Source organism: Sinobaca sp. H24 (assembly GCF_023845525.1).
This window is the reverse complement of record NZ_JALBWT010000039.1, coordinates 1-25,648: the sequence shown is the minus strand read 5'-3', so window position 1 is coordinate 25,648 and position 25,648 is coordinate 1. Positions and strand designations below refer to the sequence as shown.

The following is a 25,648-nucleotide window of genomic DNA, read 5'->3' as shown; positions in this document are numbered from 1 at the left end:
GAGGCAGCTGCAAACATGGAAAGAAAAATGAAAGCAGCATTTGCCGAGTAAAGGAATAGGGGGACCTGACATGGCTAAAAAAGACAAAAAGAACAAACGACCGTTTCAGCTCAGCGAAAAACAGCTGGGCTACACAATGATTGCGCCTTCTATTATATTAATTCTGCTGGTCGTTATCTGGCCGATTATGCTCTCGGGCTGGAACAGTCTTTTTGATTACCGATTGAATGATCCGACCCGCTCTGAGCGGATTATGTCCGAAAGTCTGAACATGGAAACGTATGCCGATAACCGCTACTTAATTGAACAATCGGTTACCGAGCTGAGTGATCTGGAGCCGGAGGCAGCGGCCGATCTCGAAGCCGCTGAAGCGACGGCGGATGAATACCATGAAGCCTTAATGGAAGATGAAGCTATGCAGGAGCAGTATAACGAAGTCAACAACCGCCTGGAAAATTTTGAACCTATTTCAAGCGGACTGCTTATTGCATCGCTTGACGGCGACTGGGGAAGTGAATTTAACCAGGCGCTCAGCACACATATCGATACGATCCGGTCCTATCAGGAAAATCTGGGTGAAGAAGAAGCCGTCGAATTTGGTTACATGGCGTCTCAGCTCGAAGGCCTGCAGGGGTCGGTACTTGACTCCAATTTCGTCGGGGCCGAGAACTATGCCCAATACTTAACAAACGCAAGAACGTGGACCGCTATGGGTAATACCGTTGTTTTTACGGTTGCATCGGTCGGTTTTGAACTTATTCTCGGCTTGAGTGTCGCGATTTTAATTAACAGAGCTTTTAAAGGAAGAGGACTTGTCCGGACAGCGGTTCTGGTACCATGGGCCATTCCGACGGCGGTGGCTGCGATGATGTGGAGTTATTTATATGACGGGCAGTCGGGAATAGTTGCTCATTATATGGCACAGCTTGGCATCATTTCCGACCCCGGGGTTCTGCTTACAACCGCAGGCGGTTCCATGTTCTCCATTATTTTAGCGGATGTCTGGAAAACGACGCCTTATATGGCACTGCTGCTGCTCGCCGGCCTGCAGACGATCCCAAGGTCTTTATATGAAGCCGCCGAAGTAGACGGTGCCAATAGATGGCAGCAGTTTGTAAGCGTTACGCTGCCGCTTTTAAAACCAGCCATTCTTGTTGCCCTTCTTTTCAGAACGCTGGATGCGTTCCGGGTATTTGACCTGATTTACGTTCTGACAGGCGGCGGCCCGGCCAACGCGACAGAATCTATTTCTGTTTACGCCTATAAAGCTCTGTTTGAGCAGCAGAATTTTGGTGCAGGTTCAGCCTTATCCGTTATTGTCTTTGTCAGCGTCGCCATTATCAGCGTTATTTTTGTGAAAATGATCGGCTCTGACTTATTTGCAGAACGAACCAAACGATAGAATACCGACAGAAAGGTGTGGAAGGCAGCGATGGAAAAAAAGGCAGGCATTGGTTTTTATATCTTCCTGGTTCTCTTTATTTTCCTGGTTATGTTTCCTTTTTTATGGGTGTTCCTTACTTCTGTGAAGCCGCCTAATGAAATTTTTGGAAATTTTAACTGGTTTACTCCGAATATGAACTTTGACTCTTACGTGTCTGCAATCACGACACGGCCATTGTTTCAATATATGTTAAACAGTTTTGTCGTATCGGGAGCGACTACGATTCTCTCCCTGGCATTTGCCTCTTTTACGGCCTATGCAGTAACAAGACTTCCTATCAAAGGGAAAGGACTGATTCTGGGGCTGGTTCTTGCTTCATCCATGTTCCCGCAGATTGCTATCCTGTCCCCGATTTTTAACTTTGTGACGGATGCAGGTCTTCGCAACAGCTACCTGGGGTTAATTATTCCCTACATTACGATCAGTCTTCCGCTTGCTATCTGGATTCTGGCGACTTTTTTCCAGAAGATCCCGATTGAGCTGGAAGAATCTGCTAAGCTGGACGGGGCAACGCCTTTCCAGACGTTCAGAAAAATTATTCTGCCCCTTGCTGCCCCGGGCGTATTCACAACTGGAATTCTTGTTTTTATTGCGGCATGGAATGAGTATTTATTTGCGCTTGCCATCAACACAGACGACTCCTGGAGGACGATTCCGGTCGGAATTTCCTTTTACCAGAGTGAATATACGGTGCCATGGGGAGACATTACAGCCGCAACGGTTATCGTGACCATTCCAATCGTTATTCTCGTTTTAATTTTCCAGCGCCGCATTGTGGCTGGATTAACGAGCGGATCTGTGAAAGAATAACATCATAAGAGTCAAAAAATACTAACTATTTAAAAGGGGTTTTGCATGATGGGTAAATTAAAAATTGGCATCGTTGGTTGCGGAAGCATCGCCAGAGAGCGGCATATTCCGGAATATCTCGCTGGAGGTGAAGTAGAAATCGTGGCTGTCTGCGATCTGGTGGAAGCGCGGGCTCAGGAAGTAGAAACAAAATTTAACATTTCCGTGCATACGTACACCGATTATCAGGAAATGCTGAAGCAGGAACCTTCTATTGAAGCCGTCAGCGTATGTACACCTAACTACATGCATGCCCCTGTGTCAATAGCTGCTCTTGAGGCGGGAAAGCACGTCCTCTGCGAAAAGCCGATGGCGACCTCCTCGCAGGAGGCCCAGGATATGATAGAAGCTGCGGAGAAAAGCGGCACTAAGCTGATGATTGCTCATAACCAGCGGCTTGTTCCTTCCCACGTAAAAGCAAGAGAATTGCTGGAAGAAGGAGCTCTCGGAAAAATTTACAGCTTCCGTACGGTATTTGGCCACGGCGGCCCGGAAGGCTGGAGCATAGATGGCGCGGACAGCTGGTTTTTCCGGAAAGAAGAGGCTTTTATCGGCGCTATGGGAGACCTTGGTGTTCATAAATCCGATCTGATCCAATTTCTTTTTGATGAACCTGTGGCAGAAGTTGGAGCATTTGTAGAAACTGTGGCAAAAGAAAATACGACGGTAGACGATAACGCCGTCTGCGTGCTGAAAATGGAAAGCGGCATTGTCGGAACGCTCACAGCGAGCTGGTCCTACAAGCCTTTTGAAGACAACGCCACCGTGATCTACGGTGAAAAAGGCATGCTCCGCCTGGAAGATGATCCACAGTACTCTCTAATTGCTGTCTATACCTCAGGGGAAACGATGAGCTATGACCTTGGTGGTATCCAGACAAACGCTGGGGGCGGCATGGAAAATACGGGCATTGTAGACGCATTTGTTGAAACGGTGGTAAAAAACACACCTATTCCTATTACAGGAGCGGACGGCAAACGCGCATTGGATGTTATTCTGGCAGCACTTGAATCAAGCATGGAAAAAACCATCACATCGGTAAGAAAGGCAGGCGTCACGCAATGAAGATAGGCGTATTCACCGTACTATTTAATAATGATTCATTCGAAGGTATGCTGGACAAAGTAAAAGCCGCCGGTCTGGACGCGGTAGAGCTTGGCACAGGAGGTAATCCAGGAAGCGCCCACGTTGATCTGGACGGTCTTCTTCAAAATGAAGATAAGCGTAAACAGTTTCAGGAAGCACTCGACATGCGCGGTTTGTCCGTGAGTGCCTTCAGCTGTCATTCCAATCCGATCGCGCCGGACAAGGCTTATGCGAAGGAATCAGATGATGTGTTCCGCAGAACAGTACAGCTGGCTGAAATGCTTAATGTTCCCGTTGTAAATAATTTTTCCGGGGTGGCAGGCGCTGATGACAATGCCACGCTTCCGAACTGGCCGGTTGCTCCATGGCCGCAGGAATACAGCGATATTTACAATTGGCAGTGGGAGAAAAAGCTGATTCCCTATTGGAAAGAAGCGGGGGCGTATGCAAAAGACCACGGTATTAAAGTAGGCATTGAGCCGCACGGTGGTTTTCTCGTGCATACGCCGTACACCGTGCTGAAGCTCCGCGACGCTACTTGTGATGCAGTCGGGGCCAACTTTGATCCGAGTCATATGTGGTGGCAGGGTATCGATCCAGTCGCAGCGATTAAAATTCTTGGAAAACAAGATGCGATTCACCACTTTCATGCAAAAGACACCCATATTGACTGGGACAATGTAAACATGTACGGGTTGACAGACATGCAGCCTTATCAGAATGTGCAGGAGCGGGCCTGGACTTTTCGTTCCGTCGGATGCGGCCACAGCCTGCAGGAATGGAGCGACATGATTAGTACGCTCCGTAAATTCGGCTATGACCACACCGTCAGTATCGAACATGAAGATCCATTGATGAGCATTTCGGAAGGATTTCAGCGCGCCGTTGACAATCTGCATAGTGTAAATATTGTAGAAAAACCATCCGATATGTGGTGGGCATAATAATAAACTCCCTTCTGCCAAAATGCAGGAGGGAGTTTATTTTTAACTATATTAATATGAAGAAACTTGATTCTTTCAGGCATGATTATTGTAAACAGACGCCCGTTTTTTCCGGTGTTCTTTGCGGGCCGGGGCAGAATCGAAAAGCCGTTGTTCTTCTTCGGTTTCCGGAGATACGCCGGGCACGGGAATAGGATCTCCGTTTTCATTAACAGCCACCATAGTCAGGAAGGATTCGGTCGTAAGTGCAGTGGTGCCGGTTGTTACATCAATAGACTGTACTTTCACATATACTTCCATGGAGGTTCTGCCTGTCGCTGTAACAAAAGCCTCCAGCTCGAGGATATTTCCAACCTTCGCGGCCGAAACAAAGTCGACGGAGTCGATAGAAGCGGTTACGACAATACTGTTTGCATGTTTCATCGCTGCAATAGCGGCGATTTCATCAATGTAGGCCAATACTTTTCCGCCGAATATGGACTCCAGATGATTCGTATCCGGAGGGAGCACCAGGCGGGTCTGGGTGGAGCGGGAACGATTCACAGCACTAATATTGGGCATATAGGTTCTCCTTTAATATATGAATGTTAAGTAAAGTTTATAAGAAAACAAACAAGATGGCAAACAGTGGAAAAACAAAAATATACCAATTTAAGGTAAATATTAAAGCTTATATTTAAAAAAAATAAAAGCAATATTGTTAATTTGTAAATTTTATAGATCTGTTATACATATTTTTTTATTACTGGTATGTCAGTGGTTCTGGAGATTATATAACATATTTTTTTCAATGGGCAGAATAATAGAAGATTAAATGCTGGACAAAAGGGTAATGGTGCTTAATAGGATAATAAAAAGATGAAGGACGGTGCATTCAATTGGCTGAAAATAATAGCAGCAACAAAGTTACTTACGCATTAATGGCTGTAGGCAGCCTGGTAGGCGGGGCCCTGCCGATGGTCAGCAGAGAAAAACTAAAAGACTTCAAAAGAAAAAAGAAGACGCGAAAGAAAATATGAAAGACAAAAAGAATCCTAAAACAAAAACAGCTACAATTAAAAAAAGCGATGACGCTAAAAAGAAACCTTCCAGTAAGGACAAAGAGAATGGAGAGAAAGAAAACGTGAAAAAACCAGCAGCTAAAGCAAAAAAAGGTACAGAGGATACAAAGAAAGCCGTAAAGAAGAAATCATCAGGAGCAAAGGACAGCACGAAAAGCACGGCTAAAAAAGCAAAAAATGGGGCAGGCAAAACAGCTGAGAAAGCGAAAAAGGCAGCTCCTAAGCCGGTAAAGAAAGCTGTTGATAAAACAGAAAAGACAGCTAAGAATGCAAAAAAAGCGAAAAAGGCTAATGATGCAGCAGCATCTGCTTCAGCTCTTCCGGATAAAGTGAAATCATCACTTGGAACAGCTAAAAACAAAGTGGGCGGCGGCCTTGTTGCAGCTAAAGGCAAAGTCGGAGAGTCCATGGTAAAAGCCGGCCAGAAAATCCAGGGCACAGAAGAAGAGGAAGAAAAAAAGGGCGGTTTCTTCAAAAAAAAAAATTAAAAAATAAAGAGAAGAAAGCCAAAGAAGCTGAAGAACAAGAGCGTCTCGATGCCGAATCAGAAGAAGACGAAGAGCACGAAGTTTTCGATGAAGATACGGAATGGCTTGAGGAAGAAGAAGTAGAAGAAGAAAAGTATGATGGTTATGAAGATGAAGAAGTAGAAGACGACGACGATGATGATGATGATGAAGTAGAAGATGAAGAAGATGATGAAGAAGATGAAGAAGATGATGATGAAGATGATGATGAAGAAGATGATGATGAAGTAGAAGATGAAGAAGATGAAGACGAAGATGATGAAGAAGATGATGATGAAGATGATGATGAAGAAGATGATGATGAAGTAGAAGATGAAGAAGATGAAGATGAAGTAGAAGATGAAGATGAAGATGAAGAAGATGATGATGAAGTAGAAGATGAAGACGAAGATGATGAAGAAGATGAAGATGAAGATGATGATGAAGAAGATGATGATGAAGTAGAAGATGAAGATGAAGAAGATGATGATGAAGTAGAAGATGAAGACGAAGAAGATGAAGAAGATGAAGATGATGATGAAGTAGAAGAAGATGAAGAAGATGAAGTAGAAGAAGATGAAGATGATGATGAAGTAGAAGAAGATGAAGAAGATGAAGTAGAAGAAGATGAAGAAGATGAAGAAGAAGATGAAGACGAAGATGAAGAAGATGAAGAAGATGAAGAAGTAGACGAAGAAGACGAAGACGAAGATGAAGAAGTAGACGAAGAAGATGATGAAGACGAAGAAGATGAAGAAGATGAAGTAGAAGAAGACGAAAAAGAAGAGCAGCCTAAAAAAGCCTCTTTTAAGAAGCCGAATCGCATTAAAAAGCCTGCACCAGGTAAAACGCAGCAGCAGCTCACCGAACAGGAAACAGATGAAGACAACAAATCAGTAACAAAAAAGAGCCTACAAAAAAACACCGTGCTGCCGCTTCAGGCAAGTCAGCGGAGGGCAGTAAAAAAACATCTTCTTCATCTGCGGGTAAAAAACAGCCAGCCGCTAAATCAGATTCGAAAAAAAAAGTAGCGACGACGCCATCGAAAAAGTCGAAGCCTACTTTAAAGAAGAAGTAGCAGAACCGTTTCAAACAATCTCGGCCACCGACCGCAAAAACGGCTGGAAGGTTCGCTTAGAGGTCGTGGAATCAGAAGAAAAGCAGGACAATAAGGTGATAAAGAACATTGTACTGTATGATGCGAACATTAACGATAACCTTAATATAACCTCTTACCGCAGGATTTCTGAGCGTTCTACGGAGATACCGGAACTTTCATAAAAAACGATCCGAATGAACTAGATTAACAAACTACTCAACGGGTATGATAATAGAGCAGCATGCATACTCAGCTGAGTAAGCTTTAACCACGAGAGGTGGTGGTGCACTATATGGCAGACTGGAAGAAAAATAAGAATCTCAAGCGCTTTGCGTTAATGAATTCTAATTATTTAACAGAAGGCGCCGAGAAAGAGAAGCGGAGAACCTTTGATATTGCAAATAAAGATGATTCTTCCAGTTCCTCAGATGAAGAAAGCTTTATGGACAAAGCGAAAGATAAAGCCAAAGATCTGGTACCGGGAACATTTTCTGATACAAAAGAAGATCAGCCGAAGGAAGAAAACGAAGACAGCAGTGAAGACACTTCTCTGCTGGATAAAGCAAAAGACAAACTCTCATCTAATAAAGACGACAGTGAAGAGGATAAGGAAGAAGACCCTTCGCTGCTGGATAAGGCAAAAGACACTCTGGCATCCGATGATTTAAAAGATGTGAAGAAACGAGTGGAAAACGTAACCGACGGCAAGCCGCTGGAAACAGTAAAGGATCTTGCCTCCGGTGATAAAAGTGCAATCAACGATGCGAAAAAAGAAGCGATTGGGTTCGCCAAGGACGAAGCAAAAAATCATCCGAAAGCGCTGAATGCAGCTGCCGCTTCCGTCATTGGTAAAAAATTCTACGATACGTTTGAAAAGATGCGTATCGCTAAAGAAGAAGCCCAGGAAAAAGTCGCCGAATTAAAAGAAAGTCTGGAAGACGCCGGTGAAGAAGCGAAAGAAAAGCTGGATGAATTTGCTGAAGAATTCCAGGACAAAGCAGCGGATGCTAAAGACGAATTAAAAAATAACTCGCTCACCGGCGATAATGACTCGAAGGGAGGGAAAAAAAAGAAGAAAGGCTCCACTATTAAGGGAGCCAGTGACATTAAAGGAATGAAAGACATCCATAAAGGCGTCAGTGACATCAAGGATACAAAGACATCAAAGGAACTGACAAATTAAAGGGTGTCAGCGATATCAAGACATCAGCAAGCAACCTCAAGAGCAGTACGGACCTCAAAGGAGCAGACAGCATCAAGAGTGCCCATAACATCAAAGCGCCAAAGATATCAAAGGCATAAAAGATATTAATACTTTCACTTAAAGGAGTGACGCAACAATGGCAACATTGGAAAGAAACTCAGATTCTTCAAGCTTGGCAGAAGTTATTGACCGTATTTTGGACAAAGGTATCGTAATCGACATTTACGCTAAAATCTCGCTCGTAGGTATTGAACTTATAACAATTGAAGCTCGTATCGTAATCGCCAGCGTAGACACATGGTTGAGATATGCTGAAGCAGTCGGCCTGCTTAGAGACGATGTACAAGGTGAAATAGACGAAGATGCGGATGTAAGCGACCGTTCCAAGCAGCTTAACTTCGCATAATAGTACTTGAATAAACCCAACCCTCCCATACGCGCATGCGTATGGGTTCTGGGTTTATCACCATAATAGATAAAGCCGCAGGCGGAAAGCAGGGATAGCCATGGAAGAATTACTACAAAAAGTAACAACTTTTTTTGAAAATTATGTACTTCCCCCTTTTAAGATAACGTCCGTTATCAATCACGATGAAGGATGGGATGTAGAAGTAGAAGTAATTGAAGAAAGCGAATATATGAAAAAGTATGCGAAAGACCAGCTTTTAGGTGTATATGAAGCAAACTTGATAAGAATAAAGAAGTTGTATCATTTCAGCGCGTGAGCCTTCGTCCAAGAAGCACGCCGTTAGATAAAGCAGAAGGGAGATAACACGGATGCCTGCGAGAACAACGGAAGAACAGTCGAAGAGTAAAACAGAGGAAGAAACCAACAGCCCGAAAAGCAAAGCAAATACCTCGTCATCCTCCAGCAGAGCAAAAGCAGCTCGTCATCCTCATCCAGTACGAAGAACAGTTCGTCTGCTTCAGCTAAATCATCTCCATCAAACAGCTCGAAAAATACAGACACCAGTAGTAAAAAGAGCGACTCTTCTGATAAGAAGGAAGCAGTATATGATGAAAATGATAAAATGGTACGCACGTTCGAAAACTTTGTTCAGACGAAGAACTGCAAAGTCTGCTTGAACGTTCAGAGCGTTATATACATGCCGGATTCCCTGTTCACTTTACGGGAGCCGCGGGTGTAGGAAAAACATCTCTTGCCCTTCAGTTAGCCAGCCGACTCGGCCAGCCGGTCGTATTGTTAAACGGTAATAGAGATTTATCCAACGTGGATCTTCTCGGTGGATATGTAGGCTATAAAAGCAAGCGCCTGATCGATAACTATGTACGCACCGTTATAAGCGGGAAGACGAAGTGAAAGAGCAGTGGAGCGGCGGTCGTTTATATGAAGCCGTTACAAAAGGGTATACAGTTATTTATGATGAGTTTACTCGTTCTATGCCGGAAACAAACAATCTGTTTTTGTCCATTCTCCAGGAAGGTATTCTTCCACTATACGGCGTAAAGCAGAGAGACACGTTTGTTAACGTTCATCCGGATTTTAAGATGATTTTTACAAGCAACCCGAAGAGTATGTCGGCGTGTATGAAACCCAGGATGCGCTTGCAGACCGTCTAATCACGATTCACATGCAGGAACAGGATGTCGATAGACAGGCAGAAGTGCTTGCAGACCGCACGGATATATCTGAAGGCGATGCAAAGACAATTGTCAAGGCCGTCTCCAGAGTAAAAGAAATCTGTCAGGAAGAAGACAAGCCTACACCAAGTTTCCGCGCTTCTGTTATGATAGCTGAGATCAGCAGCAAAAGTGACATCAGCATTAACACAAAAGATGATGATTTCTTCTTTGTCTGCCAGGATGTGCTTGGTGCTTATATTTACGGAGCCAAAGGCATAAGAGCAATGAAGAAACAGAGAAATTATTAAAGCAGGAACTGAAGAAGCTTTAGGAGGCAGCCGTTGTGAGTGGAAAAAAGGAGTCTATCTATTTTGTGTCATCGAAGCGGATACACCGCAGGAATTTGGCACGATTACACTTCTCAAAAAAGAGAGAGACGTTTACACGGTGAACCGCGATGGATACGCTATGGTTGTTGCGATGCGCCGGTTGATGTATATGAACCGAACCGTAAAAACCTTAAGTCGCATCAGGATGTGGTGACAAAGGTGATGGAGCGTTATGACATTATTCCGATGAGCTTTGGAAACGTGCTCGAAGGCAAAAAGATGTGCATATTTTAATGGAAAAGCTTCAGAACAGTTTGATGAAATTTTCCAAAGATACGCAACAAGTTTGAAGTAGGCCTGAAGATTATTGGAAAAAAGAATGGCTGTCGGAGAAAGTAAGCCAGCAGCCGGGTATGAAAGAATTAAAGTCAAAGGCGCAGTCAAAGCCTGAAGACGCAGCGTACTACGAGCGCATGCAGCTGGGTGAATCCGCCCATAAATTTATGATCGTCTTCATGAAGAGTTCGAAACGAAGTGTTTCATCCGCTTGCCGATATTTCCGATGCGGCCAAGAGCAACGAAGTAATTAACGAACGCATGCTTCTCAATGCTGCTTTTCTGCTTGATAAAGACCAGGAGGAAGCATTTGAGAAAAAACTCAATGAGATTTATAATAAATGGATGGACAGTGCTGATTTTAAATATACAGGCCCTTGGCCGGCCTATAACTTTATAGATATTAAACTAACAGCAAAGGGTGCGACGTAATATGATAACCAAAGCATTCACTTGGCCCATCGATCTGCTGATTATGATCGGCAGGGAAGTCAAAGATGAAGTGGATAAGGAATATTACGATCTAAAAACCATCCAGCAGAAGCTTGCGAACCTGCAGATGATGTTTGAGATGGATGAAATACCCGAAGAACTTTACCTCGAACAGGAGGAGGAACTTCTGCTCCGCTACCGCGTAGCGAAAGAAATTGAGCAGCGCGAGCTGAGAGAAAGCCTGGAGGAATAAGGAGGAATCACAGGTGGAAGACACAGCACAAGAAAGCAATCAACTAATCTACTTGTATGCCTTCGTGCCATCAGGGCAGTTTACTGACAACCCCATGCCGGAGCTGGAAGGTATTGAACCGCCGGAAATGATACAGTACGAAGTGCACGGTGATATTACCGCCGTTACGTGCCGCGTGCCGGAGGACGTATACTCCGAAGCGAAGCTGCAGCGTAAAGTGGAAGATATGCAGTGGCTTCAGGTGAAAGCCTTTCATCATCATGAATTAATGAATAAGCTGCATGAAAACTATACGGTTATTCCATTGAAATTCGGTACCATTTTTGAAACAGAAGAAACGTTTCAAGCGATGATTTCTGAAAAAAAGACTACCATTATGGAACAGTTTCAGCGTCTGTCGACAAAGAAGAATGGAACCTGAAAGTATACGCAGCCAAAGATAAATTCATGAACAACGTAGTCGAAAACAGCGAAGAAATGGAACAGAAAAAAGCTGATATTGAAGCGATGCCGAAAGGCCGTCAGTTTTTTGAAAAGAAAAAGCTCGCCAATTTCGCTGAAGAAAAAGCAATTGAAAAAATTAGAGACTACTGCCAGGAGCTTCATGACCATTTGAAGTCCCTCAGTGAAGCAACCGATGTAAAGAAAAACTGGGAACGAAAAGTAACCGGTCGTGACGAAGATATGAGCCTGAACAGCGTATACCTTGTAAACGCAGATGGGAAAAAGGCGCTGCTTGATTATGTGGAAGCAGAAAAACAGTACGCCGAGGATCATGATACCGGTTTTTATTTTGAAATGACCGGTCCGTGGCCGTCTTATCACTTCTCGGACTTCGCTGCGAAGGGGGAGGAAAAGGACAATGCGGGAAGATAGCCTCGATTTAAAAAATAAGGATATCACGCTTTTGGATATTCTGGACACGGTGCTCGAAACAGGAGTAGTAATCCGCGGGGATTTAACCATTTCCATTGCTGATATTGAATTAGTGTACCTTGATTTAAGTGTCCTGCTCGCTTCGGTCCAGAAGCTCGAGGACAACCGGAAACGCTCCCTCGTTGAAAACGAGAGAACGATTCAGGAAGTAAAGTAATGTAAGGAGGACGTCCGTATGGGAGATACACCAGACCTGACCGGCCTGCAGACAAGCAACCCGACCGGGAAGATTTCGCTGGATCCGGATAAGGTAGACGAAGGGCTGTCACAGATTGTGATGACCGTTATTGAACTTCTCCGCCAGCTCGTGGAACGCCAGGCAATGCGCCGGGTAGAAGGCGGCGACCTATCCGATGAACAGATCGAACAACTCGGTATTGCATTAATGCAGCTTGAAGAGAAAATGGAAGAAATGAAAGTGATTTTCGGACTGACCGATGATGATTTAAATATTGATCTTGGTCCGCTCGGAAACCTTATTTAGAAATAACGTATGAAAATCAGCTTTAAAGGAGAATGTTAAATGGCTAGTAACGATCGTCATCATCCAGCTAGTAACCGTCCCGCTCAGGTAAATGCAAGCAACTCCGGAAGCAGCAGCCTTGTCGATGTACTTGAAACGGTATTGGACAAAGGGGTAGTTATCGCAGGAGACATTAAGCTCAACATTGCGGAAGTAGAACTGTTAACAATCAAAATCCGCCTGCTTGTCGCTTCTGTTGATAAAGCTGAAGAAATGGGCATTGACTGGTGGAGACACGATCCGCATTATTCCTCCCAGGCTATGGAAGTCGTTCAGGAAAACAAAGCGCTTCATGAAAGAATCCGCCAGCTCGAAGAAGCAAACGGCACGCAGCAGGAAGAAGAAACCGAAGAGTCTAATAAATAAAGCCTCAGCGATTAAAAGCAGGGAGTGAAAGCACAATGAGATTGAATGACCTTCTTAAAGACGTCACTCGTATCGTGAAAGATCTTGAAAATAAAGATCAATCGCAGGCTCACCGCGTAGAAGAACGTACTATCGGCGGAAAAGAAGACGGAAAACCAGCCATGCGGGCAGAATATAACATTAAAGCCCATGTCGGCCTTCCTTCAAAAGAAGAGCTGGAAGCTTTTCAGGGAAAACGCAAAGAAGTAAAAGACGCCAACCCTGAACAAAATCGTCTGGACAAGGATAAATAAAGCTAAACTAAATGAATATACGTCTCTCTCCTGTTCTGCTGGAAAAAAGCCAATAGTGAGGGTTTCTTTGCATGCAGTAAACACCGGAGCTTAGAGGCTTTGGTGTTTTTTTATACTCTGGAAAGGAGCATCCGGGTATGAAATCAATGGAAGAAGCGATAACCGCTTATTTGAGAGAAATAGACCGAAGCTTTTACATGGAGACATCCAAAGATCAGGCTTATGTAGATGCAGCTGCCCCCATTGGATACGGACAGACGATTTCCCAGCCTTCGCTTGTGCGGAAGATGACAATTGAGTTGGATCCGGGCCCTGGTCTGCGTGTGCTGGAGGTCGGAACGGGCTCGGGATTTCAGACAGCTCTGCTGGCCGCTTTCTGCGGAGAGGTCTACACGGTGGAGCGGATTGCGCCTCTGCATGAAAAAGCGAAACAGAGGCTGAAAGCAGCAGGCTTTTCCAATATTAAATACAAACTTGGCAACGGCAGCGAGGGCTGGGAAGAATACGCCCCGTTTGACCGGATTCTCGTGACAGCTGCAGCAGCTTCTGTTCCACCGGCACTTCTTCAGCAGCTGAAGCCGGGAGGCAGAATGGTGATTCCGGTTGGCGGTAGTTTCAGCCAGGACCTGCTGCTTCTTGAAAAAGAAACGGACGGCTCGGTTAAGGAGACATTTTTGTGCGCCGTGATGTTTGTAAAACTGTATGAATAAACATGTCTCACCCTGTCGGTCTTTTGGCCGGCAGGGTGTTTTTTTGTATGGAAAAAGAATTGACAAAACACAGATATAGTTATATGGTTAGTTACACAACCAACTAACCATATAACATAAAGGTGGTGTTCCTATAGTGAGGCCCACATTGGACGAAAGCAAGCCGATCTTTCAGCAGATCACAAAGATGATTGAGGATGACATTGTGAACGGGGAATTAAAAGAAGGAGAGCAGGCGCCTTCTTCCACACAGCTCGTAGCGTATTACAAGATTAACCCTTCCACTGTTCTAAAAGGGATGAACCAGCTTGTAGACGATCAAATTCTATACAAGAAAAGGGGAGTTGGCATGTTTGTTGCAGATGGAGCAAGAGGGAAGCTGCTGGAGGCACGCAGGCAGACGTTTATGGAAGAGTATATAGGGAGCATGCTGCAGGAAGCAGGCAGGCTCGGCATCAGTATCGATGACATTTACAAGATGATGGAAGAAATGAAAAGAAGGGGGGAGCGGTAACTATGCATATTCAGGCGGAAAATCTAAGCATCGGCTACGGCTCGAAGAACATACTCGAACACGTGTCATTTGAGCTCGAAGAAAATAAAATATATGGTCTGCTCGGGCGTAACGGTACAGGGAAAACCTCGCTTCTATCCGTGCTTGCGGCCTTTAGAAAACCAAAAGCAGGACGAATTATGGTGAACGGGGAAGAGCCGTTTGAGAATGCAGCAGTGATGGAAACCATTTTATTTGTTTATGATTCGAATCTCGAAGATGAAACAGAAAAAGTGAAAAAGTGGCTCAGAATGAACGCAGCCTTCCGCCCGAACTATGATCACGACTATGCTGATTATTTATGCCGACGGTTTAAGATTCCGGTAAATAAAGCGGTCAAAGACCTGTCCAAAGGATTAAAATCGGCGGTTCAGGTAGTGGACGGCCTGGCATCGCGGGCGCCTCTTACCATTTTTGATGAAGCATATCTCGGTATGGATGCCCCGGCGCGGGAGCTGTTTTACGAAGAAGTATTAAAAGACTACATGGAGCATCCGCGGACAATTATTCTCTCCACCCATCTGATTTCGGAAATGGCCGGCATGATCGAAGAAGTGTTGATTATTAACGACGGCAGCCTGCTTTTGCAGCAGGATAAAGAACAGCTGCTCGAGCGGGGGACGACCGTTACCGGGCCAAAAGACAAAGTGCTCGCATTTACAGAAGGTAAAAAACGTCTAAAAGAGCAGCAGCTCGGCACCACGATGTCCATCATGATTGATGCAGTGCTCTCTGATCAGGAAAAGCAGCAGGCAAAGGCACAAAACCTGGAATTAGGGCCGGTTGCCCTGCAGGAACTGTTCATTCATTTAACGGAAGGAGCGGAGCAGCATGCCGGATAAAAAAGTACTTGTCGGTAAAATCTCTTTTGACATCATAGGAAGATGGAGCCTCTGGTTCCTCGCCATTTACCTGGTAATTTATTTCGGTACCGGCGCCTTTATGACATGGTGGGGCGACGATATAATGACATGGTCGTTTCTGGAAAACTCCAGAGGCTCTGCGCGGATTTACTTCTTTATCGCCGGTATCCTTTCAATGGGCGGTTTAATCCGCTATTACGTGTCCAACGGTGTTACCCGCAGGGATTATTTCTTCGGCACCATGGGAGCCGCCGTCATATTGGCCGCCCTGCTCACGGTTATATTCGGAGCAGCATACGGCCTGGAAACAATGGCAGCTGCTTTTACCGGATGGACCCAGTCACAGAGTGGGAGCACGTTAAATCTGCCGGGCCAGCTGCTTTCTTCCTTTTTCCAGTTTATTCTGTATTATGCAATCGGTTGGTTTATCAGCGCCTCCTTCTTCCGGTTTCACTGGTTCGTTGGTCTTCTGCTCACGTTTGTTGGAGGCGGGCTGATGGGTGTGATCGAGCTATTCTGGGAAGCGGAAAACTCTATTTTTCAATTCATATCTGTCATGGCGTCCGGGGAAGTGTCCCTTATGGTATCTGTCTTATTAAGTACGCTGCTCTTCCTTCTCCTGGCCGCAGTTATCCGAATGCTCACAAAGCGGGCCGACATCAAAGCGGTCTAATATGTTTAAACTCTTCCAATTGGTGATAAATAGTAAGAGAGACATTATAATCAGGGAGATGAAAACATGGCAGAACACGTAAAACTTGGAAAATCAACGCTGGCCGTTCATCCGATCGGCCTTGGCACAAACGCTGTAGGTGGACACAATATTTATCCGGACATGCTTGACGAAGAGCAGGGAAAAGATGTCGTACGAGCCGCATTGGACAACGGCATGAATTTTCTTGATACTGCTTTTATTTACGGACCAGAGCGTTCCGAAGAGCTTGTCGGAGAAGTGATGAAAGAATACAACCGCGAAGACATTATCCTTGCTACGAAAGGTGCCCATAAAATTGAAGGCAGCGAGACGACAATGGATAACTCGCCCGCCTTTTTAAAGCAGGCGGTAGAAGACAGCCTGCGCCGTCTGCAGACCGACTATATTGATCTGTACTATATTCATTTTCCGGATGAGGAGACCCCGAAAGATGAAGCAGTACAGGCGTTAAGGGAACTAAAAGAAGAAGGGAAAATCCGTTCGATCGGCGTATCCAACTTTACGATCGAGCAGCTTAAAGAAGCCAACAAGCACGGCGATGTGGATGTGCTTCAGTCAGAATACAATCTGTTAAACCGTGAGGCGGAGAAAGATCTTCTTCCCTACACCGAGCAGGAAAACATTACGTTTATTCCATACTTTCCATTGGAGTCCGGTCTTTTAGCCGGTAAGTATGATGAAAATACAACGTTTTCGGATATCCGTGACAGCCGTCCTAGTTTTAAAGGAGAAGCCTTTAAAGAAAATCTGGCAAAGGTGGAAAAAGTACGCGAAATTGCTGATGCCAAAGGCGAAGAAGTGGCGCATGTCATTCTTGCCTGGTATTTGACGCGTCCTTCCATTGACGCGATTATTCCGGGAGCCAAGCGCGCTGAACAGGTTGTAAATAATAAAAGAGCAGGGGACGTGACCCTGACCGACGAAGAAATCCGTAAGATTGACGAGATTTTTTCATAAGCACGTTAAAAAGCCGAAGGATTTTATGCCTTCGGCTTTGTTTTTATTTTTTGGATAAATAACGGCTGACGTAATCCTTTGTAGTTTCCGCGACGTCTTTGCGCAGAAAGAACAGCGCAATAATGTTGGGTATAATAATCATTGCGAGCATAAAATCAAGGAACTGCCAGACAAACTGCAGCCCGCCGATAGCTCCAAGCACAATAGCTGCCAGGTATAGAACCCGTACGCCGATGGATACCGTGAAGCCAAATAAATATTCTGCCTGCTTTTCGCCGTAAAAGACAATAACGAGGATGGTGGAAAGCACGAAGCAGAACAATGCAATGGAAACGAGCGTCCCGGCAGCGCCGGCACCCATGACGCTGGCGAAAGCTTCAACTACCATAGCGTTTGCATCATCCGCGGCCGAGCCGGTCCAGACGTCAGTGGTGAGGATCAGGAGAGCAGTCATCGTACACACAACAATCGTATCCACAAATACTTCCGCCACACCCCACATTCCCTGCTTGGAAGGGTGATCCGTCATCGCGGTGGAGTGGGCGATGGGAGCGGTACCCATACCGGCTTCGTTGGAATAAATACCGCGGGCAAGACCGAAGCGCAGCGCAGCCGCGACGCCGGCGCCGGCAAATCCGCCGGCAGCCGATATCGGATTAAACGCATAGTAGAAAATCATCCCGAAGGCTTCCGGTACGGCAGACAGGTTGTTAAATAAAATAATACACACGCTGCCGATATACAGAACGACCATCAGCGGAATCACCCGGCTGGTGAAGCGGCCGATCCACTGTATGCCTCCGAAGCTGATGATGCCGATCAACACCGCCACCCCGATACCGGTATAAAGGGTGTTCGTCTGAAAGGATGCCTCTACCGTCTGGGAAAGGGAATTGGACTGCACCATGATGCTTGCAAATATCTGCAGCAGCAGGAAAAACGAGAAAAACACGGCGACTTTGTTCCAGCCGAGCCCCCGGCGTATGTAATACATCGGCCCGCCGACCCAGTCGCCTTTTTCATTTTTTACCCGGTATTTCATGCCGAGCACAATCTCTGAATACTTTGTTCCCATACTGATCAGGGCAACCATCCACATCCAGAAGACCGCGCCGGGCCCGCCCAGCGTAATAGCTACGGGCACCCCTACAATGTTGGCGGCACCGACGGAAGACGCGAGAGCAGATGCGGCAGCCTGAAACGGCGTTACCGAGCCTTCTGCTTTTTCTTTTTTGAAAATCGATCCAAATGTCTGCTGGATCACATGGAAAAAATAGCGGATCGGAAAAAAACGGATATACACATTCAATACAATACCAATGCCCAGCAGCAGCACTGCCATAGGTACACCCCAGAGCCAGTTTGTCACGGCGGCAAGCCATGTTTCAAATAATTCCATTTTATGTATGGCACCTCCTTTTTCTTTCTTATACCCTGTTTTCTGGAAAAATAGAATAAAAAAAGAAAAAGTCTGCCGAAAAGGAGATAAAATAATGAAAGACTGGAAAACAAAGCGTCTCGTTCTGCGGGAAGGCACGCCGTCTTCGAATGAAGGAAAGGCAGCCGTCCGCCGGGTATTTGACACCCATCTCCAGGAAACGCTGCCGCCGAAAGAAGGAATTCTCCGCGTACAGGAGGAGGTGCTTCCCGGCGATCCGGTAAAGCGGGTTTCCGTTCATGGAAAGCTGAAAGTAAAGCTGTTTAAATGGACGCTTCTGGTCGTGGATATACCCAATCTGCATATTGACCTGCAGCGTACGGAAAGCAAAGCCGGATTAAAACAAAAAAACAATGAACTTGAAGAGCGCCTGCGTCGTCTTGAAAGCCGGGGCACACGCAGGCTGGCGCTTCCGGGGAAGAAAAAAGGAAGCAGAGGAAGGTAATAAAAAATATACGTTCTGTTTTCAATGGCTCCTAAAATATAGTAAGATAAGGGTACAGACCACCATCTCACAGCCACGGCCATCCGATTGTTATCCAATGCTACAAATCTGGAAAGGGGAAGCTGTTATGATGAAGACAAAAGATCGCATCAAGTTGAATATCAGCCTGGACAAGACGCACGGCGAAAAACAGGCGGGAGACTATATCTACGGATTTGCTTTTCCCCGCTATCACGGAAGGACCCGTTACGGCGACCTGAACAAGCGTGCCCACATGACGTTTTATATGAAAAACCTGAACGGAGACGTTATTTACTCCTGCAATATTGTGGAGATTTGGAGAAATGACCATTTTTTCATTCATCCGCGCTCCGAAAAGAGCATGCCGGCTGAAGTGAAAGAAGACGTCGAGCGTATTTCCATCAAATTTGTCTAATGAAACCGCCCCGGTCCGCCCGGAGCGGTTTTTTTCGTGCAGGCAGGAGATGACAGGAAGATGGCGAAACAGAGAAGAGAACGATTAATTCAAGGAGGAATGAGAGAGTGACTGAAAAGAAAAAGCTTCGTCCCGAAACGATGGGTGTACACGCAGGACAGGAAATCGATCCAACGACGATGGCACGGGCGGTACCGATTTACCAGACGACGTCGTATGGATTTCAGGATACCGATCACGCCGCTAATTTGTTCGGACTGCAGGAGTTCGGCAATATTTATTCGCGGATAATGAACCCGACAACCGATGTGCTGGAAAAACGGCTTACTGAAATGGAGGGGGGCGCTGCTGCAGTAGGAACGGCTTCCGGCCAGGCTGCAGTTACGTATTCGATTTTAAATATTGCCGGCGCCGGCGACGAAATTGTTTCGGCAGGCAGTCTCTACGGCGGGACGTACAATTTATTTTCCACAACGCTGCCAAAGCTTGGGATTACGGTCCGTTTCGTTGATGCGTCCGATCCGGAGAACTTCCGTGAAGCCATAAACGAGAAAACAAAGCTCGTGTTTGCAGAAAGCATCGGCAATCCCCAGGGCCATGTGCTTGATATGCAGGCAGTTGCGGATATTGCCCATGAACACGGGGTTCCGCTCATTGTCGACAATACCGTTCCGAGTCCGTATTTGTTCCGTCCTTTCGAGCACGGTGCGGATATAGTCGTTCATTCCGCTACGAAATTCATCGGCGGCCATGGCACGACGATTGGAGGCATGCTGATTGACGGGGTACGTTCGACTGGGCGGCAAACGATAAATTTCCCGGCCTGACGACGCCGGACCCAAGCTATAATGGTATTGTTTATACAGATGCCGTTGGGGCGATCGCCTATGCGATCAAAGCGAGGGTACAGCTTCTCCGGGATCTGGGCTCCGCCCTGTCGCCGTTTAATTCTTTTCTGCTGCTGCAGGGACTCGAGACGCTGCACCTGCGCATGGAACGACACAGTGAAAATGCCCGGAAAGTGGCTGCCTTCCTGGAAGCACATGAGGATGTAGACTGGGTTTCCTATGCCGGCCTTCCTTCACACCCGACCTATGAGCGGGCCCAGAAGCTGATGCCTAAAGGGCAGGGCGCCATTTTGACTTTTGGAATTAAAGGCGGTATTGAAGCCGGGAAAAAAGTCATTCACTCGGTCAATCTGTTTTCGCATGTGGCTAATATCGGTGATGCCAAATCACTGATTATCCATCCTGCCAGCACGACGCACCAGCAGCTGAACGAAGAAGACCAGAAAAAAGCCGGCGTGAGTCCGGGCATGATCCGCTTGTCCATTGGTATCGAAGCGATTGAAGATATTATCGAAGATCTCGATCAGGCGATCCGTAAAGCTGTGGAAGCAAAGGTTTAAAATTGTCCAAAACGTGTAATGAGATAGCAGAACGATAAATCAAAGGAGGCGTTACAAATGGCAGCACCAAAAGTGTTGATTGTGACAGGAGACGCAGTGGAAGCACTGGAAGTATATTATCCATACTACCGGTGCCTCGAAGAAGGATTCGACGTGGATATTGCTGCAGGAAGTGTCAAAAAGCTGCATACGGTCATTCACGATTTTGAAGACTGGGATACTTACACAGAAAAGCCGGGCTACGGCATTGAGGCCAATGTCGCTTTTGCCGATATTAAGGCGTCCGACTACGATGCGCTGATTATTCCGGGCGGCCGGGCTCCGGAGCATATCCGCATGAACGAGCATCTGCCGGATATTGTAGCCCACTTTTTTAAAGAGGATAAGCCGATCTGCGTCATGTGCCACGGCAGTCTTGTTCTTACTACCATTGCCGACGTGGTGAAGGGTCGTAAGCTTACCGCGTATCATGCCTGCAAACCGGAAGTACAGAGCATGGGAGCCGAGTATATTGATGAAATGGACTACGTGGACAGAAACCTCGTTTCCGGTCATGCCTGGCCTGACCTTCCTGCTATGCTGCGTGAATTCGTGAAGCAGGTTAAAGCGCTGTAAATACGAAAACATCACCTGTTTTTCTGCAGGTGATGTTTTTTATTATAATTCCTCGCCGGCATCGGCCTGTTTTTCCCAGGAATTTCCTTGATCCTCCGTATAGAAGATATCTCTTTCGGTGGTTGTAACGAGCAGCGTATCCGGATGCTTCGGATTTTGGGCGATATAGCCGGTGCTGTCACCTTCCTTCAGGTCAGGAGCGGGGATCTCTCGTAGTTCGCCGTCATCGGCTATTATTAGTTTTGTCTGTGTACCGGTTCCTTCCGCATACAGCAGGTTTCCGTTGGCTAAAAAGGTTAAAGCAGGCACAGGAGCTTCGGTGGAAACAGGCGCAAACGTATCGCCCTCATTTCTGGAAAGGTAGACGCCGTCTATCGTTCCCGCTGCCGCAAGGTCAGAATCAGTGGGATGGGCGGACAATGACAGCACCTCGCCTTCCAGGCCTTCCATGTTTTTCAATTCCCAGCTGCTTTCATCTTCCGAGCGGTATAAACCGCTCTCCGGCATAGCGTCATGGGGCTGGGGATTCACGGCGTAGATAACGTGCGACTCGTAGCCCGCATCCATAATATGAAAATCAACTTCTCCCTCCATTCCCAGTACATCAATGGAATTTCCCTGATCGGTACTTTTGACAAGACCGAACGGGTTCGCGTAGTCGGTCTGCTGGGAGGGGTGGCCGCTGCTGTAAAATCCGCTGTCGGTCATCGTGAACCCCATATAGTCGTGGGCCTCTCCTTCAGGCACTTTCCAGGAGCCGTTTTCCAGCTTCCGCAGGCCGTCGTGGGCCGGAATGAGCGCATGTTCCCCGTCAGCGGTAAAGCCCGCGCCGTGAATATGCGAAAAGGTTACTTTTTCCTCCGGCTCTGAAGCAGCAGGCTCTTCGTTTCCTCCGCAGGCTGCTGCAAAAATCAGCATACTTGCTCCAATAGCGGCATACCATTTTTTCATGATGTCTCTCCTTTGCTGCGTTTTCTTTTTTTCCAGACAAGATAAATGATCCCGGTGAGAAAGATAGGAATCCCTATCCAAAAACAGACATGAAGCACCTGAGCGAGGTAGGAATGAACGTTCAGGGAGCCGGTCAGCACAAATCCGGGCATCACAAAGCAGTGAATCCCCAGCACAATAAACAAAACAGCCGGAACCCATTCTCTTTTTTTCATTCTTCCTCCTCCTCTGCCACAGGAAATTGAATTAGAAAGCTCGTACCCTGTCCGGCCCTGCTCTGAACGGAAATGCTGCCATGATGAAGCTCTGTCAGCTCCCGGGCGATAGCAAGCCCTAGTCCGCTGCCGCCGTGAGCACGGGATCTGGATTTATCGGTTCGGTAAAAGCGTTCAAAAATATAGGGGAGATGCTCCTCGTCTATGCCTGTTCCGGTGTCGGAAAACCGGCACCATATTTGTTTATCCTGTCTGCTCAGTTTTACATCGATGTGTCCTTCTTGCGTGTAGGTTACGGCGTTCTGAAGAATATTTGAAAAAATCTGTTCCACTCTCATCGGATCCGCTGCGGCTGCGGGTAGAGCCGGTTCTGCATCGAACGATACATCGATCCCTTTCTGCCGGGCCTGCGGTTTTATTTTCTGAACCGCCGCCTCTGCAATATTCTCGATCTGTACCAGCTCCCATGCGAGAGGGAAGCGGTCTTCCTCCATTTTCGATAGTTCAAATACGTCATTAATTAATCGAGTCATCCGGTGCGATTCATCATGGATTAAATGGACATACTGCTGTTTTTCTTCTTCACTGCGGTACCAGCCTTCTTTCAGCGCCCGGCTGTAACCCTGCACATAAGAAAGCGGGGTACGCAGTTCGTGCGACACGTTCGAGAGAAACTCCCGGCGGGTATTCCGGAACTGTTTTAAATCCCGGGCCAGCTCATTCATGGAGCGGGCGAGAGAGCCTAGTTCATCTTTGGAAGAGGCCGGCACCTGCACGTTTAAATTACCCGTCGCCATCTGCCGGGCTGCTTTTTCCATCGAGCGCAGAGGCGAAGTGAGGCGTCTGGCAGCAATAAAAGTGAAGCCAAGTGCCAGCAGGATAGAGCCTGTTCCGGCCCAGATCAGTGCCAGCAGCAGCTCATTCATCGAGCCGCCCAGCAGATGCTTCGGCGAAAAAACATACACCGACGTCACATCAAATGAGTTGGAGACGGCCTCCGCTTCTGCATAATAATACTCGCGGCCCGACGCTTCATCTTGATACGTGCCTTCTGCACCAAGGCCTGCCGGGGAAAATTCCTCGACACCGGATGAGGTTTCTATCTCCCCATTGGATCCGGCCAGCGCAATCTCCCGTGCAGTATTCTCTGAGAGGGCATCAACGAGCAGCCCGAGCCTTCGTTCGTCCAGAAGAGGAAGCAGGTCTGCCTGCTGCTGCGCGAGCTCAGCCGTTTCCTCCTGCAGATGGGATTCGTTATAGGTAGAAAAAATCTGCTGCACGACAAATCCCAAAGGGAAAAGAACGATTAGAAATAAGAACAGCACCGAGCCGAACAATTTAAGAAATATCGTATTCATTGGTTTTGTTCCTTAAGCTGTTGAAAGGCGTAGCCGACACCCCACACGGTTTTAATAGGGTTGTAGGATAAACCGGCTGCCTGTAGTTTTTTTCTTACATTCTTAATATGGGTGTCCACTTTCCGGTAGTCATGCCATTCCTCATATCTATCTGCCTGCTCCACGATATTTTCCCGGGTGTAAATACGTTTAGGATGCTCAGCCAGAAGTAGTAAAATCATATACTCTGTCGGGGTTAAATCAACGGTGTTGTTCTGAACGAAAACTTCCCGGGTTTCATAAAATATTTTCATCTCAGGCAGAATAAGCGACGAAGGAACATCCTCCCGGGCCTGGGAGCTGCGCCTTGTGATCGCCCGGACTCTGGCAATTAACTCTTCCGGGTCGAATGGTTTTACTAAATAGTCATCGGCGCCAAGATTCAGCCCTTTGATCCGGTCTTTTACGTCCGTTCTGGCACTCAGCATCAATATACCGGTTTCCCAGCTGTCCTTAATAGAACGGCACAGCGTCCAGCCGTCCATGCCCGGCATCATAATATCAATAATAGCCACGCAGATAGGCTTACGCTCCATTAATTCGAGCGCTTCCCGGCCGGAAGCCGCCTGATACACATGAAAGCCTTCTTTGGATAAGTAAATATCCACGAGTTGCCGCATGTTTGCTTCATCATCCACTATTAAAATAGAAGTCTCCACTAGTTTCGGCCTCCTTTACTGTAAATACTCCTTACATTTTAGCAGGGGTGTATGGTTTTTGTGTGAAGTTCCGCTTTTATTACTCTCTAAATAGAAGGAGAAAAACAAAAAATATCCATATCTACATATTTTCTTCACAATTAAAGGGTATGGCTGTTATGTACCCTAAAAAATAATCATCATAAAAGGAGGAAACGAACATGAATCACGAAAATCTTATTAATGCACTTCACGAATGCATGACAGCCTGCAACCATTGCTTTGACGCGTGCCTGAACGAAGAAGATCCGGGAATGATGAGTGAATGTATCCGCCTGGATAGAGAATGTGCGGATATATGCGGCTATCTTGAACAGGCGATTGCCAGAAACAGCCCGTTTGTAAAAGAGCTGGCTGCCGTTTGTGCGACCATCTGCGAAGCCTGCGGAAAAGAATGCGAGAAGCACGATCATGACCACTGCCAGGAATGTGCCAAAGCATGCTTTGCATGTGCAGAAGCCTGCCGCCAGACAGCTTAATAAAGAAAAGCAAAGCCTGAACGCTCGTAAGAAGCTTCAGGCTTTTTTTAATGATATCAAAACAACGGTTGAAAATATACCTATATGGGGTATATAATACACATACAGTGTAAGGGTATATATTTAAAGGAGGGCTGTTAAATGGAACACGAACATCAGCATGATCAGGAGCACAGCGATTCTGCACAGGGTCATTCCCATCATGGACACGGGGAGGATTTTAAGAAACGCTTTTATATTTCACTAATTATTACTATTCCCATCCTCTTACTGTCGCCGTTGATTCAAACGTTTATAGGCGTCGACTGGCGTTTTACAGGGGATATGTATGTGTTGTTTGTGTTAGCGAGTATCGTCTTTTTTTACGGCGGATGGCCTTTCTTAAAAGGCACGATAGAAGAACTCAAGCAGAAAAATCCCGGCATGATGACGTTGATTGCACTTGCCATTTCGGTAGCTTATTTTTACAGCACGGCGGTTGTATTCGGAATCGGAACCGGCGGCCACAATATGTACTGGGAAG

35 protein-coding genes and 3 pseudogenes are annotated in these 25,648 nt (G+C 46.4%); 31 read left to right on the top strand and 7 right to left on the bottom strand.

Annotated features, from left to right (window positions below):
* The first annotated feature begins 70 nt into the window (after nt 1-70).
* Genes MMY81_RS28305 through MMY81_RS28290 form a run of 4 tightly spaced genes read left to right on the top strand, consistent with a single transcriptional unit; the run spans nt 71 to nt 4,323 of the window.
* Nucleotides 71-1,402, top strand: a complete 1,332-nt coding sequence (locus MMY81_RS28305; protein ID WP_252315433.1) for a carbohydrate ABC transporter permease — start codon at nt 71-73, stop codon at nt 1,400-1,402.
* 30 nt (nt 1,403-1,432) lie between these two features.
* Complete coding sequence (locus MMY81_RS28300) at nt 1,433-2,254, top strand: carbohydrate ABC transporter permease (RefSeq protein WP_120191643.1); 822 nt, start codon at nt 1,433-1,435, stop codon at nt 2,252-2,254.
* Nucleotides 2,255-2,302: 48 nt separating this feature from the next.
* Entirely contained in the window at nt 2,303-3,358 is a 1,056-nt protein-coding gene (locus MMY81_RS28295) for a Gfo/Idh/MocA family protein (protein ID WP_252315461.1), read from the top strand.
* Nucleotides 3,355-4,323 carry a sugar phosphate isomerase/epimerase family protein gene (locus MMY81_RS28290; RefSeq protein WP_252315432.1) on the top strand — a complete coding sequence of 323 codons (969 nt, stop codon included), beginning with the start codon at nt 3,355-3,357 and terminating at the stop codon, nt 4,321-4,323. Before MMY81_RS28295 ends, MMY81_RS28290 begins: the two co-directional genes overlap by 4 nt.
* Before the next feature lie 75 nt (nt 4,324-4,398).
* Here the strand turns inward: MMY81_RS28290 and MMY81_RS28285 are convergent, their stop codons facing one another.
* Nucleotides 4,399-4,884, bottom strand: a complete 486-nt coding sequence (locus tag MMY81_RS28285; protein WP_252315431.1) for an acyl-CoA thioesterase — start codon at nt 4,882-4,884, stop codon at nt 4,399-4,401.
* 317 nt (nt 4,885-5,201) lie between these two features.
* Between MMY81_RS28285 and MMY81_RS28280 the strand changes: the two genes are divergently transcribed.
* Together MMY81_RS28280 and MMY81_RS28275 are read left to right on the top strand one after the other, a co-directional pair.
* Nucleotides 5,202-5,342 (top strand): hypothetical protein, encoded by a 141-nt coding sequence (locus MMY81_RS28280; RefSeq protein WP_252315430.1) that lies wholly within the window; start codon nt 5,202-5,204, stop codon nt 5,340-5,342.
* Entirely contained in the window at nt 5,339-5,872 is a 534-nt protein-coding gene (locus tag MMY81_RS28275) for a hypothetical protein (protein ID WP_252315429.1), read from the top strand. Before MMY81_RS28280 ends, MMY81_RS28275 begins: the two co-directional genes overlap by 4 nt.
* Nucleotides 5,873-6,014: 142 nt before the next feature.
* Here the strand turns inward: MMY81_RS28275 and MMY81_RS28270 are convergent, their stop codons facing one another.
* Complete coding sequence (locus tag MMY81_RS28270) at nt 6,015-6,716, bottom strand: hypothetical protein (RefSeq protein ID WP_252315428.1); 702 nt, start codon at nt 6,714-6,716, stop codon at nt 6,015-6,017.
* Between the two features lie 565 nt (nt 6,717-7,281).
* Between MMY81_RS28270 and MMY81_RS28265 the strand changes: the two genes are divergently transcribed.
* The 19 genes and pseudogenes from MMY81_RS28265 to MMY81_RS28170 all read left to right on the top strand — a co-directional run bounded on the left by MMY81_RS28265 (nt 7,282) and on the right by MMY81_RS28170 (nt 17,043).
* A complete protein-coding gene (locus MMY81_RS28265; RefSeq protein ID WP_252315427.1) occupies nt 7,282-8,172 on the top strand; it encodes a hypothetical protein in 891 nt (296 codons plus the stop codon).
* 157 nt (nt 8,173-8,329) lie between these two features.
* Nucleotides 8,330-8,599 (top strand): gas vesicle structural protein GvpA, encoded by a 270-nt coding sequence (gvpA, locus tag MMY81_RS28260; protein WP_120191650.1) that lies wholly within the window; start codon nt 8,330-8,332, stop codon nt 8,597-8,599.
* Between the two features lie 100 nt (nt 8,600-8,699).
* A complete protein-coding gene (locus MMY81_RS28255; protein ID WP_252315426.1) occupies nt 8,700-8,918 on the top strand; it encodes a gas vesicle protein GvpR in 219 nt (72 codons plus the stop codon).
* Nucleotides 8,919-9,262: 344 nt separating this feature from the next.
* Nucleotides 9,263-9,514 (top strand): AAA family ATPase, encoded by a 252-nt coding sequence (locus MMY81_RS28250; RefSeq protein ID WP_308215515.1) that lies wholly within the window; start codon nt 9,263-9,265, stop codon nt 9,512-9,514.
* A complete protein-coding gene (locus MMY81_RS28245) occupies nt 9,511-9,774 on the top strand; it encodes an AAA family ATPase (protein ID WP_252315425.1) in 264 nt (87 codons plus the stop codon). The genes MMY81_RS28250 and MMY81_RS28245 overlap by 4 nt, the downstream gene beginning before the upstream one ends.
* Complete coding sequence (locus tag MMY81_RS28240) at nt 9,738-10,085, top strand: hypothetical protein (RefSeq protein WP_252315424.1); 348 nt, start codon at nt 9,738-9,740, stop codon at nt 10,083-10,085. The genes MMY81_RS28245 and MMY81_RS28240 overlap by 37 nt, the downstream gene beginning before the upstream one ends.
* A 63-nt stretch (nt 10,086-10,148) precedes the next feature.
* Complete coding sequence (locus MMY81_RS28235; RefSeq protein WP_252315423.1) at nt 10,149-10,400, top strand: GvpL/GvpF family gas vesicle protein; 252 nt, start codon at nt 10,149-10,151, stop codon at nt 10,398-10,400.
* A 240-nt stretch (nt 10,401-10,640) separates the two neighbouring features.
* Complete coding sequence (locus MMY81_RS28230) at nt 10,641-10,874, top strand: GvpL/GvpF family gas vesicle protein (protein ID WP_252315422.1); 234 nt, start codon at nt 10,641-10,643, stop codon at nt 10,872-10,874.
* A 1-nt stretch (nt 10,875) separates the two neighbouring features.
* Complete coding sequence (locus MMY81_RS28225; RefSeq protein ID WP_120191654.1) at nt 10,876-11,127, top strand: gas vesicle protein GvpG; 252 nt, start codon at nt 10,876-10,878, stop codon at nt 11,125-11,127.
* A 94-nt stretch (nt 11,128-11,221) separates the two neighbouring features.
* Nucleotides 11,222-12,003 (top strand): annotated as a pseudogene (locus tag MMY81_RS35955) (GvpL/GvpF family gas vesicle protein).
* Nucleotides 11,990-12,220 carry a gas vesicle protein gene (locus MMY81_RS28210; protein ID WP_120191656.1) on the top strand — a complete coding sequence of 77 codons (231 nt, stop codon included), beginning with the start codon at nt 11,990-11,992 and terminating at the stop codon, nt 12,218-12,220. The pseudogene MMY81_RS35955 and the gene MMY81_RS28210 overlap by 14 nt, the downstream one beginning before the upstream one ends.
* A gap of 18 nt (nt 12,221-12,238) precedes the next feature.
* Nucleotides 12,239-12,547 (top strand): gas vesicle protein K, encoded by a 309-nt coding sequence (locus MMY81_RS28205; protein WP_374562979.1) that lies wholly within the window; start codon nt 12,239-12,241, stop codon nt 12,545-12,547.
* A 39-nt stretch (nt 12,548-12,586) separates the two neighbouring features.
* Nucleotides 12,587-12,952, top strand: a complete 366-nt coding sequence (locus MMY81_RS28200; RefSeq protein WP_120191657.1) for a gas vesicle protein — start codon at nt 12,587-12,589, stop codon at nt 12,950-12,952.
* Nucleotides 12,953-12,987: 35 nt separating this feature from the next.
* The gene (locus MMY81_RS28195) at nt 12,988-13,245 is read left to right on the top strand and encodes a hypothetical protein (RefSeq protein ID WP_120191658.1); all 258 of its coding nucleotides are present in this window, start codon (nt 12,988-12,990) and stop codon (nt 13,243-13,245) included.
* Between the two features lie 137 nt (nt 13,246-13,382).
* Nucleotides 13,383-13,955, top strand: coding sequence for a protein-L-isoaspartate(D-aspartate) O-methyltransferase (locus tag MMY81_RS28190; RefSeq protein WP_252315419.1), 573 nt, complete (start codon nt 13,383-13,385; stop codon nt 13,953-13,955).
* 136 nt (nt 13,956-14,091) lie between these two features.
* Complete coding sequence (locus MMY81_RS28185; RefSeq protein ID WP_252315418.1) at nt 14,092-14,469, top strand: GntR family transcriptional regulator; 378 nt, start codon at nt 14,092-14,094, stop codon at nt 14,467-14,469.
* A 2-nt stretch (nt 14,470-14,471) separates the two neighbouring features.
* On the top strand, nt 14,472-15,350 hold the full coding sequence (locus MMY81_RS28180) for an ATP-binding cassette domain-containing protein (protein WP_252315417.1): 879 nt from the start codon (nt 14,472-14,474) through the stop codon (nt 15,348-15,350).
* A complete protein-coding gene (locus MMY81_RS28175; RefSeq protein WP_252315416.1) occupies nt 15,340-16,044 on the top strand; it encodes an alpha/beta hydrolase in 705 nt (234 codons plus the stop codon). Before MMY81_RS28180 ends, MMY81_RS28175 begins: the two co-directional genes overlap by 11 nt.
* A gap of 66 nt (nt 16,045-16,110) precedes the next feature.
* A complete protein-coding gene (locus MMY81_RS28170; protein ID WP_252315415.1) occupies nt 16,111-17,043 on the top strand; it encodes an aldo/keto reductase in 933 nt (310 codons plus the stop codon).
* 43 nt (nt 17,044-17,086) lie between these two features.
* Here the strand turns inward: MMY81_RS28170 and MMY81_RS28165 are convergent, their stop codons facing one another.
* Nucleotides 17,087-18,442, bottom strand: a complete 1,356-nt coding sequence (locus MMY81_RS28165) for an alanine/glycine:cation symporter family protein (protein ID WP_252315414.1) — start codon at nt 18,440-18,442, stop codon at nt 17,087-17,089.
* Between the two features lie 94 nt (nt 18,443-18,536).
* Between MMY81_RS28165 and MMY81_RS28160 the strand changes: the two genes are divergently transcribed.
* The 4 genes and pseudogenes from MMY81_RS28160 (at nt 18,537) to MMY81_RS28145 (ending at nt 21,385) form a co-directional block, all read left to right on the top strand.
* Nucleotides 18,537-18,926, top strand: coding sequence for a hypothetical protein (locus tag MMY81_RS28160; protein ID WP_252315413.1), 390 nt, complete (start codon nt 18,537-18,539; stop codon nt 18,924-18,926).
* A gap of 127 nt (nt 18,927-19,053) precedes the next feature.
* Entirely contained in the window at nt 19,054-19,362 is a 309-nt protein-coding gene (locus MMY81_RS28155) for a hypothetical protein (protein WP_120191665.1), read from the top strand.
* A gap of 140 nt (nt 19,363-19,502) precedes the next feature.
* Nucleotides 19,503-20,770 (top strand): annotated as a pseudogene (locus tag MMY81_RS28150) (homocysteine synthase).
* A 57-nt stretch (nt 20,771-20,827) separates the two neighbouring features.
* Complete coding sequence (locus MMY81_RS28145; RefSeq protein WP_252315412.1) at nt 20,828-21,385, top strand: DJ-1/PfpI family protein; 558 nt, start codon at nt 20,828-20,830, stop codon at nt 21,383-21,385.
* A gap of 42 nt (nt 21,386-21,427) precedes the next feature.
* Here MMY81_RS28145 and MMY81_RS28140 read toward each other — a convergent pair whose 3' ends face one another.
* From MMY81_RS28140 to MMY81_RS28125, 4 genes are read right to left on the bottom strand one after another with little or no spacing between them, the layout of a single operon-like run.
* The gene (locus tag MMY81_RS28140) at nt 21,428-22,336 is read right to left on the bottom strand and encodes a F510_1955 family glycosylhydrolase (protein ID WP_252315411.1); all 909 of its coding nucleotides are present in this window, start codon (nt 22,334-22,336) and stop codon (nt 21,428-21,430) included.
* On the bottom strand, nt 22,333-22,551 hold the full coding sequence (locus MMY81_RS28135) for a hypothetical protein (protein ID WP_120191669.1): 219 nt from the start codon (nt 22,549-22,551) through the stop codon (nt 22,333-22,335). Before MMY81_RS28135 ends, MMY81_RS28140 begins: the two co-directional genes overlap by 4 nt.
* Nucleotides 22,548-23,909, bottom strand: a complete 1,362-nt coding sequence (locus tag MMY81_RS28130) for a sensor histidine kinase (RefSeq protein WP_252315410.1) — start codon at nt 23,907-23,909, stop codon at nt 22,548-22,550. The genes MMY81_RS28135 and MMY81_RS28130 overlap by 4 nt, the downstream gene beginning before the upstream one ends.
* Nucleotides 23,906-24,607, bottom strand: coding sequence for a response regulator transcription factor (locus MMY81_RS28125; RefSeq protein ID WP_252315409.1), 702 nt, complete (start codon nt 24,605-24,607; stop codon nt 23,906-23,908). The genes MMY81_RS28130 and MMY81_RS28125 overlap by 4 nt, the downstream gene beginning before the upstream one ends.
* Before the next feature lie 200 nt (nt 24,608-24,807).
* Here MMY81_RS28125 and MMY81_RS28120 point away from each other — a divergent pair, with 200 nt between their 5' ends.
* Both MMY81_RS28120 and MMY81_RS28115 read left to right on the top strand, forming a co-directional pair.
* On the top strand, nt 24,808-25,125 hold the full coding sequence (locus MMY81_RS28120; protein WP_252315407.1) for a four-helix bundle copper-binding protein: 318 nt from the start codon (nt 24,808-24,810) through the stop codon (nt 25,123-25,125).
* Nucleotides 25,126-25,266: 141 nt separating this feature from the next.
* A pseudogene (locus MMY81_RS28115) lies at nt 25,267-25,648 on the top strand (heavy metal translocating P-type ATPase); the annotation flags it as partial.

Excerpts from the sequence above, each read along its gene's own strand:
- MMY81_RS28305 (WP_252315433.1), top strand. The coding sequence starts at position 71 with ATGGCTAAAAAAGACAAAAAGAACAAACGACCGTTTCAGCTCAGCGAA.
- MMY81_RS28300 (WP_120191643.1), top strand. The coding sequence starts at position 1,433 with ATGGAAAAAAAGGCAGGCATTGGTTTTTATATCTTCCTGGTTCTCTTT.
- MMY81_RS28295 (WP_252315461.1), top strand. The coding sequence starts at position 2,303 with ATGGGTAAATTAAAAATTGGCATCGTTGGTTGCGGAAGCATCGCCAGA.
- MMY81_RS28290 (WP_252315432.1), top strand. The coding sequence starts at position 3,355 with ATGAAGATAGGCGTATTCACCGTACTATTTAATAATGATTCATTCGAA.
- MMY81_RS28285 (WP_252315431.1), bottom strand. The coding sequence starts at position 4,884 with ATGCCCAATATTAGTGCTGTGAATCGTTCCCGCTCCACCCAGACCCGC.
- MMY81_RS28275 (WP_252315429.1), top strand. The coding sequence starts at position 5,339 with ATGAAAGACAAAAAGAATCCTAAAACAAAAACAGCTACAATTAAAAAA.
- MMY81_RS28270 (WP_252315428.1), bottom strand. The coding sequence starts at position 6,716 with ATGCGATTCGGCTTCTTAAAAGAGGCTTTTTTAGGCTGCTCTTCTTTT.
- MMY81_RS28265 (WP_252315427.1), top strand. The coding sequence starts at position 7,282 with ATGGCAGACTGGAAGAAAAATAAGAATCTCAAGCGCTTTGCGTTAATG.
- gvpA (WP_120191650.1), top strand. The coding sequence starts at position 8,330 with ATGGCAACATTGGAAAGAAACTCAGATTCTTCAAGCTTGGCAGAAGTT.
- MMY81_RS28255 (WP_252315426.1), top strand. The coding sequence starts at position 8,700 with ATGGAAGAATTACTACAAAAAGTAACAACTTTTTTTGAAAATTATGTA.
- MMY81_RS28225 (WP_120191654.1), top strand. The coding sequence starts at position 10,876 with ATGATAACCAAAGCATTCACTTGGCCCATCGATCTGCTGATTATGATC.
- MMY81_RS28210 (WP_120191656.1), top strand. The coding sequence starts at position 11,990 with ATGCGGGAAGATAGCCTCGATTTAAAAAATAAGGATATCACGCTTTTG.
- MMY81_RS28205 (WP_374562979.1), top strand. The coding sequence starts at position 12,239 with ATGGGAGATACACCAGACCTGACCGGCCTGCAGACAAGCAACCCGACC.
- MMY81_RS28200 (WP_120191657.1), top strand. The coding sequence starts at position 12,587 with ATGGCTAGTAACGATCGTCATCATCCAGCTAGTAACCGTCCCGCTCAG.
- MMY81_RS28195 (WP_120191658.1), top strand. The coding sequence starts at position 12,988 with ATGAGATTGAATGACCTTCTTAAAGACGTCACTCGTATCGTGAAAGAT.
- MMY81_RS28190 (WP_252315419.1), top strand. The coding sequence starts at position 13,383 with ATGAAATCAATGGAAGAAGCGATAACCGCTTATTTGAGAGAAATAGAC.
- MMY81_RS28180 (WP_252315417.1), top strand. The coding sequence starts at position 14,472 with ATGCATATTCAGGCGGAAAATCTAAGCATCGGCTACGGCTCGAAGAAC.
- MMY81_RS28175 (WP_252315416.1), top strand. The coding sequence starts at position 15,340 with ATGCCGGATAAAAAAGTACTTGTCGGTAAAATCTCTTTTGACATCATA.
- MMY81_RS28170 (WP_252315415.1), top strand. The coding sequence starts at position 16,111 with ATGGCAGAACACGTAAAACTTGGAAAATCAACGCTGGCCGTTCATCCG.
- MMY81_RS28165 (WP_252315414.1), bottom strand. The coding sequence starts at position 18,442 with ATGGAATTATTTGAAACATGGCTTGCCGCCGTGACAAACTGGCTCTGG.
- MMY81_RS28160 (WP_252315413.1), top strand. The coding sequence starts at position 18,537 with ATGAAAGACTGGAAAACAAAGCGTCTCGTTCTGCGGGAAGGCACGCCG.
- MMY81_RS28155 (WP_120191665.1), top strand. The coding sequence starts at position 19,054 with ATGATGAAGACAAAAGATCGCATCAAGTTGAATATCAGCCTGGACAAG.
- MMY81_RS28145 (WP_252315412.1), top strand. The coding sequence starts at position 20,828 with ATGGCAGCACCAAAAGTGTTGATTGTGACAGGAGACGCAGTGGAAGCA.
- MMY81_RS28140 (WP_252315411.1), bottom strand. The coding sequence starts at position 22,336 with ATGAAAAAATGGTATGCCGCTATTGGAGCAAGTATGCTGATTTTTGCA.
- MMY81_RS28135 (WP_120191669.1), bottom strand. The coding sequence starts at position 22,551 with ATGAAAAAAAGAGAATGGGTTCCGGCTGTTTTGTTTATTGTGCTGGGG.
- MMY81_RS28130 (WP_252315410.1), bottom strand. The coding sequence starts at position 23,909 with ATGAATACGATATTTCTTAAATTGTTCGGCTCGGTGCTGTTCTTATTT.
- MMY81_RS28120 (WP_252315407.1), top strand. The coding sequence starts at position 24,808 with ATGAATCACGAAAATCTTATTAATGCACTTCACGAATGCATGACAGCC.